The organism is Seohaeicola nanhaiensis (assembly GCF_042654245.1).
Lineage (GTDB): Bacteria > Pseudomonadota > Alphaproteobacteria > Rhodobacterales > Rhodobacteraceae > Seohaeicola_A > Seohaeicola_A nanhaiensis.
Genome location: NZ_JBHSGI010000005.1, coordinates 469,228 through 485,050, shown reverse-complemented (window position 1 = coordinate 485,050; position 15,823 = coordinate 469,228). Strand labels below are relative to the sequence as shown.

The 15,823-nt window shown below is 68.7% G+C and carries 19 protein-coding genes and 1 tRNA gene; 6 read left to right on the top strand and 14 right to left on the bottom strand.

What is annotated here, in order from left to right:
* Positions 1 to 2: 2 nt before the first annotated feature.
* The 12 genes from ACFO5X_RS09720 to hemE form a co-directional block, all read right to left on the bottom strand.
* Positions 3 to 1,385 carry a multicopper oxidase family protein gene (locus tag ACFO5X_RS09720; protein WP_380717187.1) on the bottom strand — a complete coding sequence of 461 codons (1,383 nt, stop codon included), beginning with the start codon at positions 1,383 to 1,385 and terminating at the stop codon, positions 3 to 5.
* A 16-nt stretch (positions 1,386 to 1,401) separates the two neighbouring features.
* Positions 1,402 to 2,472: a DUF1513 domain-containing protein gene (locus tag ACFO5X_RS09715; RefSeq protein ID WP_380717185.1), complete on the bottom strand. Its 1,071-nt coding sequence runs from the start codon at positions 2,470 to 2,472 to the stop codon at positions 1,402 to 1,404.
* Between the two features lies 1 nt (position 2,473).
* Complete coding sequence (locus ACFO5X_RS09710; RefSeq protein ID WP_380717184.1) at positions 2,474 to 3,463, bottom strand: imelysin family protein; 990 nt, start codon at positions 3,461 to 3,463, stop codon at positions 2,474 to 2,476.
* Entirely contained in the window at positions 3,463 to 4,959 is a 1,497-nt protein-coding gene (locus ACFO5X_RS09705; protein ID WP_380717182.1) for a di-heme oxidoreductase family protein, read from the bottom strand. Before ACFO5X_RS09705 ends, ACFO5X_RS09710 begins: the two co-directional genes overlap by 1 nt.
* 62 nt (positions 4,960 to 5,021) lie before the next feature.
* Positions 5,022 to 5,507 carry a bacterioferritin gene (bfr, locus tag ACFO5X_RS09700; RefSeq protein ID WP_380717180.1) on the bottom strand — a complete coding sequence of 162 codons (486 nt, stop codon included), beginning with the start codon at positions 5,505 to 5,507 and terminating at the stop codon, positions 5,022 to 5,024.
* A complete protein-coding gene (locus ACFO5X_RS09695; RefSeq protein ID WP_380717179.1) occupies positions 5,470 to 5,748 on the bottom strand; it encodes a (2Fe-2S)-binding protein in 279 nt (92 codons plus the stop codon). Before ACFO5X_RS09695 ends, bfr begins: the two co-directional genes overlap by 38 nt.
* 55 nt (positions 5,749 to 5,803) lie before the next feature.
* Positions 5,804 to 7,066 (bottom strand): imelysin family protein, encoded by a 1,263-nt coding sequence (locus ACFO5X_RS09690; RefSeq protein WP_380717177.1) that lies wholly within the window; start codon positions 7,064 to 7,066, stop codon positions 5,804 to 5,806.
* A 10-nt stretch (positions 7,067 to 7,076) separates the two neighbouring features.
* A complete protein-coding gene (locus ACFO5X_RS09685; RefSeq protein WP_380717176.1) occupies positions 7,077 to 7,568 on the bottom strand; it encodes a hypothetical protein in 492 nt (163 codons plus the stop codon).
* A gap of 2 nt (positions 7,569 to 7,570) precedes the next feature.
* Positions 7,571 to 7,720, bottom strand: a complete 150-nt coding sequence (hemP, locus tag ACFO5X_RS09680) for a hemin uptake protein HemP (RefSeq protein WP_380717302.1) — start codon at positions 7,718 to 7,720, stop codon at positions 7,571 to 7,573.
* Positions 7,721 to 8,016: 296 nt separating this feature from the next.
* Entirely contained in the window at positions 8,017 to 8,457 is a 441-nt protein-coding gene (locus ACFO5X_RS09675) for a group III truncated hemoglobin (RefSeq protein ID WP_380717175.1), read from the bottom strand.
* 118 nt (positions 8,458 to 8,575) lie between these two features.
* Positions 8,576 to 8,652, bottom strand: a tRNA-Met gene (locus tag ACFO5X_RS09670).
* A 55-nt stretch (positions 8,653 to 8,707) separates the two neighbouring features.
* Positions 8,708 to 9,736: a uroporphyrinogen decarboxylase gene (gene hemE, locus ACFO5X_RS09665; RefSeq protein ID WP_380717174.1), complete on the bottom strand. Its 1,029-nt coding sequence runs from the start codon at positions 9,734 to 9,736 to the stop codon at positions 8,708 to 8,710.
* 118 nt (positions 9,737 to 9,854) lie between these two features.
* On the opposite strand from hemE, the gene hemC reads away from it, so the two are divergent.
* The 6 genes from hemC (at position 9,855) to ACFO5X_RS09635 (ending at position 14,060) form a co-directional block, all read left to right on the top strand.
* Positions 9,855 to 10,799, top strand: coding sequence for a hydroxymethylbilane synthase (gene hemC / locus ACFO5X_RS09660; protein WP_380717173.1), 945 nt, complete (start codon positions 9,855 to 9,857; stop codon positions 10,797 to 10,799).
* Between the two features lie 50 nt (positions 10,800 to 10,849).
* On the top strand, positions 10,850 to 11,407 hold the full coding sequence (locus tag ACFO5X_RS09655) for a pyridoxamine 5'-phosphate oxidase family protein (protein ID WP_380717172.1): 558 nt from the start codon (positions 10,850 to 10,852) through the stop codon (positions 11,405 to 11,407).
* 64 nt (positions 11,408 to 11,471) lie between these two features.
* Positions 11,472 to 12,416, top strand: a complete 945-nt coding sequence (locus tag ACFO5X_RS09650) for a fatty acid desaturase family protein (RefSeq protein ID WP_380717170.1) — start codon at positions 11,472 to 11,474, stop codon at positions 12,414 to 12,416.
* Positions 12,417 to 12,441: 25 nt separating this feature from the next.
* Positions 12,442 to 12,792: a Lin0512 family protein gene (locus tag ACFO5X_RS09645; protein ID WP_380717169.1), complete on the top strand. Its 351-nt coding sequence runs from the start codon at positions 12,442 to 12,444 to the stop codon at positions 12,790 to 12,792.
* Positions 12,785 to 13,144, top strand: a complete 360-nt coding sequence (locus tag ACFO5X_RS09640) for a Lin0512 family protein (protein WP_380717168.1) — start codon at positions 12,785 to 12,787, stop codon at positions 13,142 to 13,144. The genes ACFO5X_RS09645 and ACFO5X_RS09640 overlap by 8 nt, the downstream gene beginning before the upstream one ends.
* A 103-nt stretch (positions 13,145 to 13,247) precedes the next feature.
* Positions 13,248 to 14,060: a hypothetical protein gene (locus tag ACFO5X_RS09635; RefSeq protein WP_380717167.1), complete on the top strand. Its 813-nt coding sequence runs from the start codon at positions 13,248 to 13,250 to the stop codon at positions 14,058 to 14,060.
* A gap of 1 nt (position 14,061) precedes the next feature.
* Here ACFO5X_RS09635 and hemF read toward each other — a convergent pair whose 3' ends face one another.
* Positions 14,062 to 14,955 (bottom strand): oxygen-dependent coproporphyrinogen oxidase, encoded by an 894-nt coding sequence (gene hemF, locus ACFO5X_RS09630; RefSeq protein ID WP_380717165.1) that lies wholly within the window; start codon positions 14,953 to 14,955, stop codon positions 14,062 to 14,064.
* A gap of 31 nt (positions 14,956 to 14,986) precedes the next feature.
* Positions 14,987 to 15,793 carry an SDR family NAD(P)-dependent oxidoreductase gene (locus ACFO5X_RS09625; protein WP_380717163.1) on the bottom strand — a complete coding sequence of 269 codons (807 nt, stop codon included), beginning with the start codon at positions 15,791 to 15,793 and terminating at the stop codon, positions 14,987 to 14,989.
* Positions 15,794 to 15,823: the final 30 nt, after the last annotated feature.

The following is a 15,823-nucleotide window of genomic DNA, read 5'->3' as shown; positions in this document are numbered from 1 at the left end:
CCTCAGGCGATGCGGATATAGCCCGCCAGCCCGGTCTTCTGATGCTCGATCACGTGGCAGTGGAAGGCCCAGTCGCCCGGATTGTCGGCGACGAAGGCGATGTCGAGCACTTCCTTTTCCAGCAGCAGGGCGGTGTCGGTCCAGTGCGGCGAGACCTCGCGCCGGTTCGAGGCGATCACGCGGAAGGCGAGGCCGTGCAGGTGGATCGGGTGGTCGTTCGGGCTTTCGTTGCGCAGGCGCAGGATCACCGACTCGCCGTGCTTGAGCGTGACCAGCGGGCCGGAGCCGGCGGCGTCGCCCGGCCAGGGGGTGCGGTTGATCGACCAGAAGGTATAGCCGAGGGTGCCGCAGAGGCCGTCGTTGGGCAGATCGCCTTCGGGCGACCAGCCGAAGACCAGTTCTTCGATCCGGGCCTTGGCGAGGTCGGGTTCGGGGATGGCGTTGGCGGTCAGGGGCTTCAGCTCGGACAGCTCGCGCTTGAGGGTGCCGCCGGTGGCGCGCAGGCGGGCGAGGCGGCGGGGCGCGCCGGGGGCGTGGGTCATGAGGTCGATGGTCTCGCCCTCGGTCACCGGCATGGCGATGGCGAGGTCGGCGCGCTGGCCGGGGGCAAGGAGGAGGGCGGTGTCCTCGGACTGCGGCAGCGGCAGGGGCGCGATCAGCGGGTGGCCGTCGAGCGCGATGATCTGGCCGGTGGCGCCGGGCAGGAACAGCTTGTAGATGCGGGCGGTGTCGGTGGCGGCGATGCGCAGGCGGACGAGGCCGCCGGCGGGGGCCTCTTCCACCGGCTCGACCGCCCAGTTGGCGGTCATCACGGTGCCGAAGGTGCCGGCGCGGGCGGCGCCGCGCGCGGTCCAGAGGTCGATAAACTGGCCGTCGCTGCCGAGCCGGAAGTCGCGCAGGTTGAGCGCGATATCGGCGTCGAAGCCGGGGGCTTCGGCCTCTTCCACCACGATGATGCCGGTCAGGCCGAGGGCCATCTGTTCCATCGTCATGCAGTGGGGGTGATACCAGTAGGTGCCCGCGTCCTGCGGGGTAAATTCATAGTCGAAGGTTTCGCCCTGGCCGATGGGGAACTGGGTCAGGTAGGGCACGCCGTCCATCTTGTTGGGCAGGCGGAGCCCGTGCCAGTGCATCGTCGTGAAATCGGGCGTGGCGTTTTCGACCTTTGCGGTGAAGGGGCGGCCCTGTTTCATCCGGATCACCGGGGGCGGGCCGTCGGGGCGGGTTGAGACCATGCCCTGGGTCATGACGCCCTTGAGCAGCTCGGCGCTGGCGGACTGGATGCGGAGCGAGATTCGGGTTTCCGTGCTGGCCAGCGCGGCAAAGCCGGGTGTCAGGGCGGCGGCGCCCAGCAGGCCCAGGGACTGTCGGCGGGTCAGGGTCATGGAACGCTCCGGGTCGTCAGATCGCGATAAGGTGGTTGTCCCAGGCGCGGGGACGTGCGGCGAGGGGATGCACCGCCCCGCCCGAAAGTGCAAGGATGCCGCCCAGCCCGTCGGTGGCAACAAAGCCTTCGGCGCCGGCCCCGATGCCGCAGACATCGGCGCGGCGGATGCTGTCGCGGAAGGTGCCGTCAAAGCCGAAGAGGTGGACGCGCCCGCCTTTGGGCGAGGTGATGGCGACGCATTCGTTGGCATGGTCGACGGCGATGCTGCCGGCGTAGCCCTTCATCGCGATCTGTTCGGAGAGGTCGGCCGAGAGCAGCCGCGCGGGTTCGCCGCGCCGGTGCAGGCCGAGCAGGGGCGGCACCTCGGTGGTGTCGCCTTCCCATTGCAGGGCAAAGGCGACCAGCCCGTCGGGGCCGAGCGCGAGGTGGCGCAGCGAGTTCTGGTGCAGGGCGGGGTCGAGTTCGATCTGTTCGGCGATCTGCCCCGCGGCGTCGAGATAAGTGAGGTTGGGCCGCATGGTGGGAATGTTGAGCTTGTCGCGGCCGTGGTCGGGATGGGTGCGGATGCCGCCGTTGGCGATCACCAGTGCGTCGCTGGGCAGGGCCTTGATGTCATGCGGGCCGATGCCGCCCGAGGCGAGCTCGCCGATGCGGGCGTAGCCCTTGGAGCGGGACCAGAGGCCGATGCGGCCCTCGCCGGTCTCGATCTCGTTCTCGGAGGTGCAGAGCAGGTCGCCGTCCTGGAGAAAGGCGCCGTGGCCGTAGAAATGGCGGCCCTGCGGCGCCTCGAGCCGCTGGATAAGGGCGCCCGAGACGCAGTCGATGACCAGCGCGAAGGTGCCGGGGCGGCGGGCGAAGGCCACGGCCTCGGGCGCGGTGGGATGGGCGGTGGCGGCGTGGCCGCGCGCGGGCAGAGGGATGCGGAAGAGGTCAGCGCCTTCGGCCGAGAGGCCGAAGAGCGCATAGGCGCCGTCGGGCTCTTTCGCGGCGGCGAGGAAGGCGGGGTTGCCGGCATCCGCCCAGCTGAGCGCGGGCCAGGAGGAGGCGGCGAAGAGTCCGGCGAGAAAGCCGCGGCGCGAGGTCATGTCAGTCTCCGTCTGCTGAGTTGAACCCGGCCGAGACGCCGAGGCGGGGGCCGATTTCCTCGATGGCGGCGGTGCGGGCCGCGCGGATCGCCTGTTGCAACACCTCGACCTTGAGCCGGCCCTGCGGGGTCTCGACGCCGGCGAAGACCGGATCGTCGAGTTTGGCGGCCACGTCGAGCGCGTGGTCGAAGGCCTTGAGCGTTTCCGCCGGGCGCGGGTCTGTCAGCAGCGCGGCCATCTGGCGCAGCGCGACGAGCGCGAGTTGGACGTCGCGCAGGGGGCGGTCGGAGCGGCGGGCCTCGGCGCGTTTCGGGCGGGGGCGGTCGAAGGTGCCCATCGGCTGGCCGAGCCGCTGGTCGGCGTTGAATTCGAGCGCGGTGGTGAGCTGGGTGAAGAGCGCCTGCGTCACCTCGCGCGGGGCGAGGTAGGTGGTGTTGCCGGGCTCTCCCGCGGTCAGGAGCGTGTTGGTGAAGCTGTCCTTCCACGCGTCGTTGATGGCGGCGGCCATGCCGGCGAGGTCGGCGGCGATGGCCTGGACCAGGGCGCAGGAATAGCTGTCCTTGGCGTAACTGGCGAAATCGTCGTCGTAGAGCATCAGGTCGAGCGCGAAGAGGCCGCGTGCGGCGACCGAGACTTCGCTGTAGGCGCCGGGGGTGTTCACCACCGGGTCAGACGCGGCGATCAGGCGGCGGAGGGTCTTTTCGGTCAGGCCGCGGGCATCGGGCCAGAAGGCGATGGCCTGATAGCGCCCCGCCTCTTCGACCGGGCCGAGACGCAGGTGGCTGACGCCCATCCAGGCATCGAAGGCGTCCTGATAGGCGGGGCGCAGGGCGGCGGGGGTGCAATCGGCCTGCGCGGAATCGGCAAGTAGCTGCGTCTTGGCGGCGAAACCGGCCTCGGCGGGCAGGATGTGCAGTCGGATGACCGTCTCGGTATCGGCCAGCGCGGGGGTGGCGAGGGAGAGGAAGAGGGCGGCAAGCGTCAGGCGCATCAGAGGGACTCCAGAAATCGGATCAGGGCGGCGCGCGTGTCCTGGGGCATGTCGATCACCCGTTGGCGGGCGGGGGCGGATTCGCCGCCGTGCCAGAGGATGGCCTCGAGAAGCGAGCGCGCGCGCCCGTCATGCAGGAACCTTGTATGCCCGTTTACCTGGAATGTCAGGCCGATCCCCCAGAGCGGCGCGGTGCGCCATTCCCGTCCCGTGGCGCGGCCTTCGGGGCGGTTGTCGGCGAGGCCCTCGCCCATGTCGTGCAGCAGGAAGTCGGAGTACGGCCAGATGAGCTGGAAGCTTTGCTCGGGCTGGTCGGGCAGGCGGTCGGTGACGAATTTCGGCTGGTGGCAGGCGGCGCAGCCGGATGCGTAGAAGGCCTGTTTGCCGCGCAGCACTTGCGGTTCCGCGCTGTCGCGGCGGGCCGGGACGGCGAGGTTGCGGCTGTAGAAGGTCACGAGGTCGAAGGCCGCGGCGTCGATTTCGGTGCCGCGCGCGTCGCCGGCGCCGTTGGGGGCGGTGCGGCAGGCGCCCTGCGCGGGGGTGCAGTCGCCCGAGGGGGCGGGGTGCAGGGGCGTCGAGATGCCGATATCGCTGGAGAAGGCGGCGGCGGACTGGTCGCGGATCGTCGCCATGCCGGCCTTGTGGCCGAAGCGGCCGAGCATGGGGCGGTTCTGGTCGTCGGACCAGACGATCTGGGCGCGGCCCGAGATGCCGTCGCCGTCGCGATCGTCGGGATCGGCGAGGGCGAGGATGTCGGCGGCGGGGATCGCCTCGATCAGACCTAGGCCGATCATCTGCGGCGCGATGCGGGGGGAGAGCATGGCGTCGGCGGCCAGGGGGCCGTAGCCGAGGCGGTCGAGGCTGTAGAGCGGTTTTTGCAGGGTGACGGTTTCGCCGCCGTTCAGCGTGACGGTGGTTTCGCTGTAGGACACGCGGACGCGCGCCTCGGCGGCGTGGCCGGCGATGGCGAGATCCTGGATCTGTGCGCCATAGACCGGATCGGGGCGGGTGCGGTCGGGGGTGTCGCCGAGGCGGGCGAGGTAGATTTCGATCTCGGTCATCGGCGCGTCGGCCGGGGCGGGGACCGAGACGCGCAGCAGGAGCGAGATCGCGCCGTCGTCGGGGCCTTCGGGCGGGTGGCCGCGCCCGTCCTTCAGGTGGCAGCGCTGGCAGGAGCGGGCGTTGTAGAGCGGGCCGAGACCGTCAGAGGCCAGCGTGGAGGAGGGGGAGGAGACCCAGAGCTTCTTGAACAGCCCGTTGCCGAGGCGGAAATCGAGTTCCCGCTCGAAGCTCATGTTGGCGGAGGGCTGGGAGAAGGCGTCGGCATTGGTGCGCAGGGGCACGGTGGCGGCGCCGCCGGGATTGTCCTCGAAGGGTTCGGGGCGGGTGAAATCGGTGGCGGGCGCGGTGACGCGCGCGATGCGGGCGGCCTCGGCCGGGGTGCGCGGCTGGGGCGCGAGGTGCGGCTGTGCCAGCTCGGCGCCGGCGGCGGTCATGGCCAGGCTGGCCGGAACCAGTCCGGCCAGCGCGGCGCGCAGGATCAGGTGCAGATACGTGGTTACTCGGCCTCGTTTGCGGGTTTGGCGTTCAACTGGCCATAGCGGGCCTCGCCCAGGCTGTCGAACAGGGCCAGCTGGGTTTCGAGAAAGTCGATATGACCTTCCTCGTCCGAGATCAGCTCTTCGAAGAGGTTCTTCGAGACGAAATCGCCGACCGAGTCGCAGTGCTTGCGGGCCTCGATATAGAGATTGCGGGCATCGTGTTCGCCTGCCAGGTCGCATTCCAGGGTCTCGCGCAGGGTCTGGCCGATGCGCAGGGCGTCGAGCTTTTGCAGGTTGGGGTGGCCTTCCAGGAAGATGATCCGCGAGATCAGCTTGTCGGCGTGGTGCATCTCTTCGATGCTTTCCGCCCGGGATTTCGCGGCGATCAGGCCATAGCCCCAGTCTTCTTGCAGACGGTAGTGCAGCCAGTACTGGTTGACCGCCGTCAACTCGCTGCGCAGGGCGCTATTGAGATATTCGATGACTTTCGTGTCGCCCTTCATGGTTCTTTCCCTGTGTGGCGGCGCGGCGCAGGCCGCGCAATTGCATGGGTACGCCAAGGCTGTCGCAGCCCCGCATCGTGTCCAGGAACAGCGGCAGGCACCCGCCGCAGTCCGGTCGTTTGCCCAGCGCGCGATAGACCTTGCCGGGCGTGATCAGCGTAGCAGGGTCGGCGGCGCGCATCCAGTCCACGGCGGCGCGAATCTCGTGGTCGGATATGGTGTTGCAGTGACAGACGATCATCGCGGTGCCTCGCAAAAGGGGGCCGGGGCGGGCGGGGCCGCCCCGGCGGTCTGACCTATTTGAAGACGCCGTTGGGGTTATCCAGGCTGTCGGAGCCTTCAAAGGCGATCTGGTCGAGGCCCAGCGTGGTCACCGCGCGTTCGATGTCGCGGGTCTGGGCGACCAGTGCGTCGACCGCGCCGAGCACCAGAGCCTCGCCCGCAGCATTTCCGCGCGCCAGCATCTGGTCATAGGCAAAGCCCGCCTCGGCGGCGGTCTTGATCCGTCCGAGTTTCATCATCGTGTCGTTGAGCGAGGTCTTGAGCCCGGCATCGACCGCCGGATCGGCCTCGGCCACCAGGTCGGAGAGCGAGGGGCCGCTGACCAGGGTGCCATCGATGCGGACATACTGGCCCAGATAGACGTTCCGGATGCCCATGCCGTCGTAGTAATGGCTGTTGTAGGTGTTGTCCGAGAAGCAGTCGTGCTCTTCCTCGGGGTCGTTCAGCAGCACGCCGAGCTTCATCCGTTCGCCCGCCAGTTCGCCGTAGGAGAGCGAGCCCATGCCGGTGAGCATGGCGTTGAGGCCGGCGTTCTGGTCGGCCAGCACGGCCGCGCGGGCGGCGCCGTCGTCGGCCCAGTTGCCGGCCATCTCTTCCAGGTCGGTGACCAGCAGGTCGGAGGCCGCGATCAGATAGGCGCCGCGGCGGTCGCAGTTGGCGTTGGTGCAGGTTTCGCCCTTGGCGTAGTCGGTCCAGGGGCGGGCGCCGGCACCGGGGCCGGTGCCGTTCAGATCCTGGCCCCAGAGCAGGAATTCGATGGCGTGATAGCCGCTGGCGACATTGGCCTCGACCTCGTCGGCCTCGTGCAGGGTGCCGGAGATCAGGTCGGGGGTGATCTCGGTTGCATCCACATCGGTGCCCGAGAGGGTGAACTTCGGGTTGGCGATCACGTTCAGCGCAGCGTATTCGTTTTCATCCGTCGCGCCGCCATAGGAGAGGTCGACGTAGTCGATCAGGCCTTCGTCCAGTGGCCAGGCGTTCACGCGGCCTTCCCAGTCGTCGACGATCGGGTTGCCGAAGCGGAAGGCCTCGGTCTGCTGGTAGGGAACGCGGGCGGCCTTCCAGGCAGCTTTCGCGGCCTCCAGCGCCTCGGGCGAGGGGGTTTCGACCAGCACCTGCACGGCCGCGCGAAGGGTCTTCGCGGCGGTCAGGCTGTCGCCATAGGCGGCCTCGGCGATATCGGCATAGGTGTCGAGGACGGCCGATTTTTCCACCGCGAAGGCGGGGAGGGCGGTCAACGCCGTGGTGGCGAAGGCTGCCAGGAGCGTGCGGGTCATAGGAGTCCTTTCAGTGCTTGAAGGCGGAGGGCGAGGGAGACGACAGCCCCGTCGCCGGAGTGTGGGCCATGCGCATCAGCGCGGGGCCGAAGGACCCGGCCAGACGCACCACCTCGAAGGCGGCGGGACCGCGCATGAGGGTGCAGGCGAAGAGCGTCGCCTCTTCGCGGTCCTGCTGGGCGGCGGCGGCCATCAGCTGGGCGAAGGCGCATTCGTCGCCGCCGACGCAGCGGCAGGTGAGGTCGTGCCGCATCAGCGGGCGGCGGGCGGCGCCGACGGCGGTCGACATCAGTGCGTCGAGATCGGCGATGGCGTCCTCGGCGGCGTCGGGTTCCATGGAGAGTCGGAAGCTGTTGGCGATCTGGCCCTTGGCCGTGCTGTCGCACCAGCCGCGCAGGCAGAGGATCGCCGCCTGTTCCAGCGCGCTCATCTCTCGCAGATACCCCACCGGCGCGCCGCCGCGGGGCGTGGCCGGTTCGGGATCGGGAAAGTCGAAGCGCATTCTCATTTGGTCAGGATCAGCTTGCCGGCGCGGGTGATGCGCAGGGTGTAGACCTGACCGTCGAGCACGATCTGGGCCTGGTTGCCGTCCTGGGTGAGGGCCCGCGCGTCATAGGCGGGCAGGGAGGTGGTGGTCTGGATAGGGGAAGACATGGTCATGTTCTGGGCTCCACGCGGTCCAAAGGGCGAACATACCCTGCCTTTCCGGAATCGGGGTCAGTCGGGTCGGTCACGGATGATCTCCATTGATGTCGTACGGTCCCGGCTGCCTCGGAAATGGGTGGCGTGGATGTGGGGCAAAATTTACTGAAAGAGTCGGATATGTCAAGGATCAACCTGAGTGAATTGGTTGGGTATTTGCTGGCGCCTTTTTTGAGGGCAGCACGCTCCGGCGCGCGCCCGCGTGAGGCGGCGTTGCTAGGAGCTTTTGGGGGGAAGATGACCCGCTGTCAGCGCAGGACGGGAACGCCCGCGCGCTGCGCGTCCTGCGTGGCCATGTGCAGGGAGCGGGCGATGCGTTCGGCCCGGTCGATCACGAGGGCCGCCCCTTCGGGCGTGCAGGTTTCAAGCGCGGTGGCGCGGAAGATGTCGAGCCAGCGGTCGAAATGGTCCCAGGTGACGGGCAGGTTCATGTGCTTGGGGACCGGCGCGCCGTGATAGCGGCCGGTCATCAGCGCGACCGAGGACCAGAAGGCGGTCATCCGCGCAAGATGCGGCGGCCAGTCGGTGATGCGTTCGGCAAAGATCGGGCCGAGCACGGGGTCGGCGGCGATCTTGCCGTAGAAGCGGTGCACCAGGGTTTCGATGACCTGTTCGGTCAGGCCGGTGCGGGCGGAAATTTCCGCGGTGAGCGCGGGGCGCAGGCTGTGGGTCGGGGCGGGGATGGTCATGTCAGCCGGATCCTTGGGGCGTCCCTGCGTATTAGGGATGGGTGTCGGCCGCAGGCAATGCGGCATAAGCCCCCGGCGGGGCGCGCCGGGTCTTCTCGACATGACGATCCGGGAATTATGGTAGCGGAGGAGGGACTTGAACCCCCGACACGCGGATTATGATTCCGCTGCTCTAACCAACTGAGCTACTCCGCCACAGGCGAGGGCGGAGGTAAGGCAGGTGGCGGGGGGCGTCAAGGGGCAATGTGCGTCATGCGCTGCGAACTGCGTCGATCATGCGTTGCACGTTGTCGGGGTCGGCGTCGGGGGTGATGCCGTGGCCGAGGTTGAAGATGTGGGGGCCTCCCCGGAAGGCCTCGACGATGGCGCGGGCGGCGGCGTCGAGCTCGGGGCCGCCGGTGACCATATGGCCGGGGGCGAGGTTGCCCTGCACGCAGCCGTCCTTTTGCACATGGGCGGCGGCCCAGGCGGCGTCGACGGAGTTGTCGAGCGCGACGCAGTCGGCGCCGGTGGCGCGGGCGAAACCCTCGTAGGCGGGGCCGGCTTCGCGCGGGAAGGCGATGATCGGCACGCCCGGGTGGCGTGCCTTCAGCGCGGCGATGATGCGTTTCGCGGGGGCAACGGCGTAGGTGTCGAAATCGGCGCCTTTCAGCGAGCCGGCCCAGCTGTCGAAGAGCTTCACCACCTCGGCGCCGGCCTCGATCTGGGCGGAGAGGTAGAGAATCGTCGCCTCGGTGATCCGGTCGAGCAGGGCCTCGAAGAGGGCGCGATTCTCGGCCTTGAGCGCATGGGCCGGGGCCTGGTCGGGCGTGCCGCGCCCGGCGATCATGTAGGTGGCGACGGTCCAGGGCGCGCCGGCGAACCCTATGAGCGCGGTTTCCTGGGGCAGTTCGCGGGTGAGGATGCGCAGCGTCTCGTAGACGGGGGCGAGGGTTTCGTGAATCGCCCCGGCCGGTTTCAGGGCGTCGAAATCGGCCTGGGCGGTCACGGTCGAGAGGCGCGGGCCCTCGCCGGTGACGAACCAGAGGTCGGCCCCCAGCGCCTGGGGCACCAGCAGGATGTCGGCGAAGAGAATCGCCGCGTCGAAGCCGTAGCGGCGGATCGGTTGCAGCGTGACCTCGGCGGCGAGGTCGGGATTGTAGCAGAGCGAGAGGAAATCGCCGGCCTGCGCGCGGGTGGCGCGGTATTCGGGCAGGTAGCGGCCCGCCTGGCGCATCATCCAGATCGGCGGCGTGTGCTGAACCTCGCCCGCCAGCGCCCGCATCAGTTTCTTGGCCATGCTCGTTCCTTCCCGCCCCGGGCCTGTCCCGGCTGGGGCGATGGGTCACGGGCGGCGGGCGAAATGTCAAGCGCCGGGGGCGTTGTCAGGGCAATCTGACGCGACTAAAGACATCGGCATGACACAGCTTCCTTCCCCTGACACCCCGCTGAAGATCGGCACCCGTGGCTCGCCCCTGGCGCTGGCGCAGGCGCATGAAACCCGCGACCGGCTGGCCGCCGCCTTTGACCTGCCGGGCGACGCCTTCGAGATCGTGACGATCCTGACCACGGGCGACCGGGTGCAGGACCGGGCGCTGAAGGAGCTGGGCGGCAAGGGGCTGTTCACGCGCGAGATCGAGGCCGACCTGCTGGCGGGCCGGATCGACATCGCGGTGCATTCGATGAAGGACATGCCGGTGCTGCAGCCCGAGGGGCTGGTGCTGGACTGCTATCTGCCGCGCGAGGATGTGCGGGATGCCTTTGTGTCGCCCGCTGCGCGGGGCCTGGCGGAGCTGCCCGAGGGCGCGGTGGTCGGCACGTCGAGCCTGCGGCGGCGGGCGCAGCTGCTGCACCGGCGGCCCGATCTGCAGGTGGTGGAGTTCCGCGGCAACGTGCAGACGCGGCTGCGCAAGCTGGCCGATGGCGTGGCGGTCTGCACCTTCCTCGCCATGGCGGGGCTGAACCGGCTGGGGCGGACGGATGTGCCGGCGACGCCAATTGCGCCGGACGACATGCTGCCGGCCATCGCGCAGGGGGCGATCGGGATCGAGCGGCGGCTGGACGATGCGCGCGTCGCCGGGATGCTGGCGGCGATCCACGACGCGGCGACGGCCGAGCGGCTGACGGCGGAACGGGCGCTGCTGGCAGCGCTGGACGGTTCCTGCGAGACGCCCATTGCCGGGCTGGCCGAGGTCACAGGCGGGACGCTGCGACTGCGCGGGCAGGTGCTGCGCCCGGACGGGTCCGAGGCGATTTCCGACGACCGCACATGTCCGGTGGCGGATGGCGCGGCGCTGGGGCGCGAGATGGCGGCGGATCTGCTGGAGCGGGCGGGGCCGGGGTTCTTCGACTGGCGCGGGTAGTTGCACTTTCCCCGGCTCTGTGGAGTTCTGCGCGCAAAGCGGAGGGACTCATGGCCAAGCAATATGACGCGCTGAATGACACGCTGCGGGAGTTCATCCTGCGCCAGCACATCTTCTTTACCGCCTCGGCGACGGCGGACAGCCGGGTGAACGTCTCGCCGCGCGAGATCGGGGCGCTGCGGCTGCTGGATGACAACACCGCCTGCTATCTCGACCGGACCGGCAGCGGCAACGAGACGGCGGCGCATATGCTGGCCGACGGTCGGCTGACCATCATGGTCTGCGCCTTCGAGGGGCCGCCGCAGATCCTGCGGCTCTATGGCCGGGGCGAATCGGTGGGCTGGGATACGGAGGAGTTCCGGGCGCTGATCGATCGCCACTATGGCGGTGAGGTGCCGTTGGGAACGCGGCAGATCATGAAGCTGCATTTCGATCTGGTGCAGACCTCCTGCGGCTATGGCGTGCCGCTGTTCGACTATACGGGCGAGCGCGCGGCCATCGAGAACTGGCACAACGCCAAGGGGCCGGAGGGCATCCGGGACTATTGGGAGGCCAACAACCGGACCAGCATGGACGGGCTGCCGACGGGCCTGCACGTGCCGGAGTGACGCCGCGCTCTGGTTGACAGGTCGCGCCGGGCGGGCGGAGACTGGCGGCCGGGAGGAAAGCCGCATGACACCGGGCAAGTCCTATCTGACCAGCGCCGAGATTCGTCCGCTGGCCGAACGGTCCAACCTGATGGGCGCCTGGCTGGTGCTGCATTGCTGGGGCACCATCGCGCTGGCGGTGGGGCTGTTCGCGCTGTGGCCCAATCCCGTGAGCTTTGTTTTGGCCGTGATGGTGATCGGCTCGCGCCAGCTGGGGCTGGCGATCCTGATGCATGAGGCGGCGCATAACGCGCTGTTCCGCAACCGGGCCTGGAACGAGGTCGCGGGCGAGTGGCTGTGCGGGCGGCCGATTCTGGCAGAGCTGGCGGCCTATCGGCATTACCACCTGACGCACCACCGCTTCACGCAGACCGAGAAGGACCCCGATCTGGTGCTGTCGTCGAAGTTTCCCACCACGCGCGCCTCGCTTCGGCGGAAGTTCCTGCGCGATCTGACCGGGCAGACGGGATACCGGCAGCTGGCGGCGCAGGTGATGATGTCGTTTCGTCTGGCCGGGGACGACGATGCGAAGAAGGCCGCCGCCTCGGATTTCGCGCAGGCGTTCAAGGCGCGCGATCTGTGGCTGTCCTTGCCGGTGTTCCTGGCGGTGATGGTGGCTATGGGGCTGGCCGGGGCGTGGTGGTATGGCTTTGCCTTCTGGCTGCTGCCCTATCTGACCTGGTTCCAGTTCGTGCTGCGGGTGCGCAACATTGCCGAACATGGCGCGACCGAGGTGTCGGAGAACCCGTTGCAGAACGTGCGCACCACGCGGGCGGGGCCGCTGGCGCGGCTGTTCGTGGCGCCCTATTGGGTGAACTATCACCTGGAGCATCACATGGTGATGCATGTGCCCTGCTGGCGGCTGCCGCGGATGCACCGCCTGTTGATCTCGAAGGGTCTGCGTGATCAGATGCGGCTGGCGCCGGGCTATGGCGCGGCCCTGGCCGAGGCGGGTTGGAAGACCGCCTGACCGGCAACCCACGACAGGAGACGGAATGACACGTGTGCTGACCCAATTCGGCATGGGCACCTCGCTGCGGCGCGGGGATTATACCGAGGCCGCCCGCCGCGCGATCATGGACGCGCTGTGGCACAATTCGATCAACATGGCCGAGCTGTTCGGGTTCGACAAATCCGCCATGCGGATCAAGGTCGAGATCGGGGTGCAGAATCCCGGCGCGGTGGATACGTCGCGGCTGGGCGCCGTCTTTCCCTATGGCACGCCCGACATTCACGTGGTCGAGGGCGGGCTGGACATTCCGAGGCCCGAAGGCAGCGGCAACCCGACGATCATCGCAAATGCCGCGCTGTCGGTGAGTTTCGACATGGAGCGGGCGGATGGCTGACCAACGCGTGATCATCGAGATGGGCATGGGCAACGTGCAGTATGGGCAGGATTACACCAAGGCCGCCAGCCGCGCGATCGAGGACGCGATCCGCCATTCCTCGCTGCCGATCGTCAAGGCGCTGGGCCTGAGCGGAGAGCAGATGCGGGTCGAGGTGACCATCGGGGTGCAGGAGCCCGGGCAGGTGGACACCGAGGCGCTGGTCGCCTGCCTGCCGCATGGGCGTGTGAGCGTGCGCGCGGTCAAGGGCGGGCTGGACGTCGAGAATGCCGAGGCCGGGACAAAGATCGTGATCGCTTCGGCGGCGGTCGAGGTGTTTCTGCCGCCGCAGGGCGACTGGGTGCTGCGCTAGGGGTAGAAGGACCGCTTTTCCTGCCCGCTGCGCGGGCGCAAGACGCTGGCGCGAATCGCCGGAGTGCTTCAGGGAGCGCAGGGCAGGAAGCTGGGAGAGCAGGATGAAACTCTGGCGGCGCATCTTCTACAAGAAGCGCAAGTTCTACGACGACGACTTCGACTGGAGCAACTACACCGCCGACAGCTACCAGCGCCGGCTGGAGGGCGATGTCGAAACCAGCTATCGAGCGGTCTCGAGGGCGGGGCAGCTGCGCTTTGACGCCGCCAAGGGGACGGTGCTTTCGGATGGGGTGCCGATCCATCCCAACCAGCAGCTGATCCTTGAGGCAGTCGGGCGGCTTGGTCCGGCGTCGGTTCACGAGGTCGGCTGCGGCGGCGGGGATCATATCTCGACCGTTGCGGGCCTGTTTCCCGAGGTCCGCGTGAGCGGCGGCGACCGGGGCAAGACGCAGCTGGCCCTTGCTCTGCGGCGGCATCCCGGGCTGAAGGACCGGCTGGGCCTGCAGGACATCACCATGCCCTACAGCCACCGATGGCCAGAGGCCGAGCTGGTCTATTCGCAGGCGGTGATCATGCATATCCATACCGCCGTCAGCCATTTCGTCGCGCTGTCGAACATGGTGCGACAGGCCTCGAAATACGTGCTGCTGATGGAGAATCACGAGTGCCATAACTTTGTCGCCGACCTGCAGATGCTGGCCGATGGCGGGCATCTGTCCTGGGACAGCCTGCACATCCACCGTTTCGATGGCTCGACCGGGGCGCGGGCGGTCCTGCTGTCGCGGGAGCCGCTGGACCTGCCGGTGCTGACGTCCGACTTTGACCTGCGCGAGGGGCGCAGCCCCTCGTTCCGGCGGTTGAAGCGCGCGGATGAGGACAGTGCGCGGGCGATAACGGGCTTCCGCCGCCCCTAGGTCAGACCCATTTGGCCAGGGGCGGCAGGCTCATCAGCACGGCGTTGGCGTCGTGGCCGGTTTCCAGGCCGAACTTGGTGCCGCGGTCGTAGACCAGGTTGTATTCGGCGTAGAGGCCGCGGTGGACCAGCTGGGCGTCCTTGTCGGCGGCGGACCAGTCCATCGTGCGGCGCTTTTCGACCAGCGGCTGGAAGGCCGGGAGGAAGGCGAGGCCGATGTCGCGGATCAGGGCGAAATCGGTTGCCCAGTCGCCGGTGCAGTGATCGTCGAGGAAGATGCCGCCGACGCCGCGCGCGCGCTTGCGGTGGGGGATGTAGAAATACTCATCCGCCCAGGCCTTGAGGCGGGGGTAAATGTCCGCCCCGTGCGGGTCCAGGTGCGCCTGTTGGGTGGCGTGGAAATGGGCGGTGTCCTCGGCGTATTCGAGGCAGGGGTTGAGGTCCGATCCGCCGCCGAACCACCAGGCGTGTGGGGTCCAGAACATGCGGGTGTTCATGTGAACAGCGGGCACATGCGGGTTCTGCATGTGGGCGACGAGGCTGATGCCCGAGGCCCAAAAGCGCGGATCCTCGGCCATGCCGGGGATGCCCTTGCGTGCGGCCATCGCCTGTTGCGCGCGTGCACCCAGCGTGCCGTAGACGGTGGAGACGTTGACGCCGACCTTTTCGAAGACGCGGCCGCCGCGCATCACGCTCATCAGGCCGCCGCCCGCGTCGCCGCCATCTTCGGCCGTGCGGCGGGTTTCGGTGACCTCGAACCGGCCCGGGGCGGCGTCGGAGAGGGGGCCGGTGGCGTGGCTGTCCTCGAGACCTTCGAAGGCGGCGACGATGCGGTCGCGCAGCTCGCGGAACCAGGCTGAGGCGGTGGCTTTTTCGGTGGTGAATTCTTCGCTCATGGCCGCTTACTGCGCCGAGGCGGCCGATTGGTCAAGCGGGCGGCGTGGGTGCGGCGACCGGGTCGAGCAGGGTGCGGCCGCCGTCGAGCGTCAGGATCTGGCCGGTCATGAAGCCCGAGGCGTCGGAGGCGAGGAACTGCGCGGCCTCGGTGACCTCGGCGGCGGCGGCGATCCGGCCCATGGGGGTGAAGGATTCGATCCGGGCGCGGTATTCGCGGTTGTCCTTCAGCACCTGCATGAGCGAGGCGCTCATCACCGAGCCGAGGGCGAGGCCGTTGACGCGGATGCGGTGCGGCGCGAGCGCGAGGGCCAGCGAGCGGGTGGACTGGTCGAGTGCGGCGGTGGCCACGGAATAGGCCATCATGTCGGCATGGGTGCGCCGCGCGGCGATCGAGGTGAGGTTGACGATAGTGCCGGCGCTGCCTTCGGTCTGGCCCTCGCTCTGCTTGATCATCCGCCGTGCCACCACCTGGCTGAGGCGCAGGGCGGGGAGCAGGTTGAGCTGCAGCGAGGCGAGTACGGTGTCGTCCTCGGAGTCCAGCGGATCGGCGAGCGTGATCTGGCGGGCGCCGTTGATCAGGATGTCGATCTGGTCGAAGCTGTCGAGCGTGGCCGAGACCAGGTTGGCGATGGTCAGCCGTTCGCGCAGGTCGCCGGCGAACCAGCGGATGTTGCCGTCTTCGGGCTGTTCGCCGAGTTCCGCGACCAGCGCCTTTTCGTCGGCATCGACGAACATCACGTTGGCGCCCTTGGCGGCGAAGGTCCGTCCGATGGCGAGGCCGATGCCATTGGCCGAGCCGGTGACGATGGCGGTCTTGCCGGCGATGGAAAAGGACATGGGCGTCTCCTGTTGTGGTTGCGCCTGGGA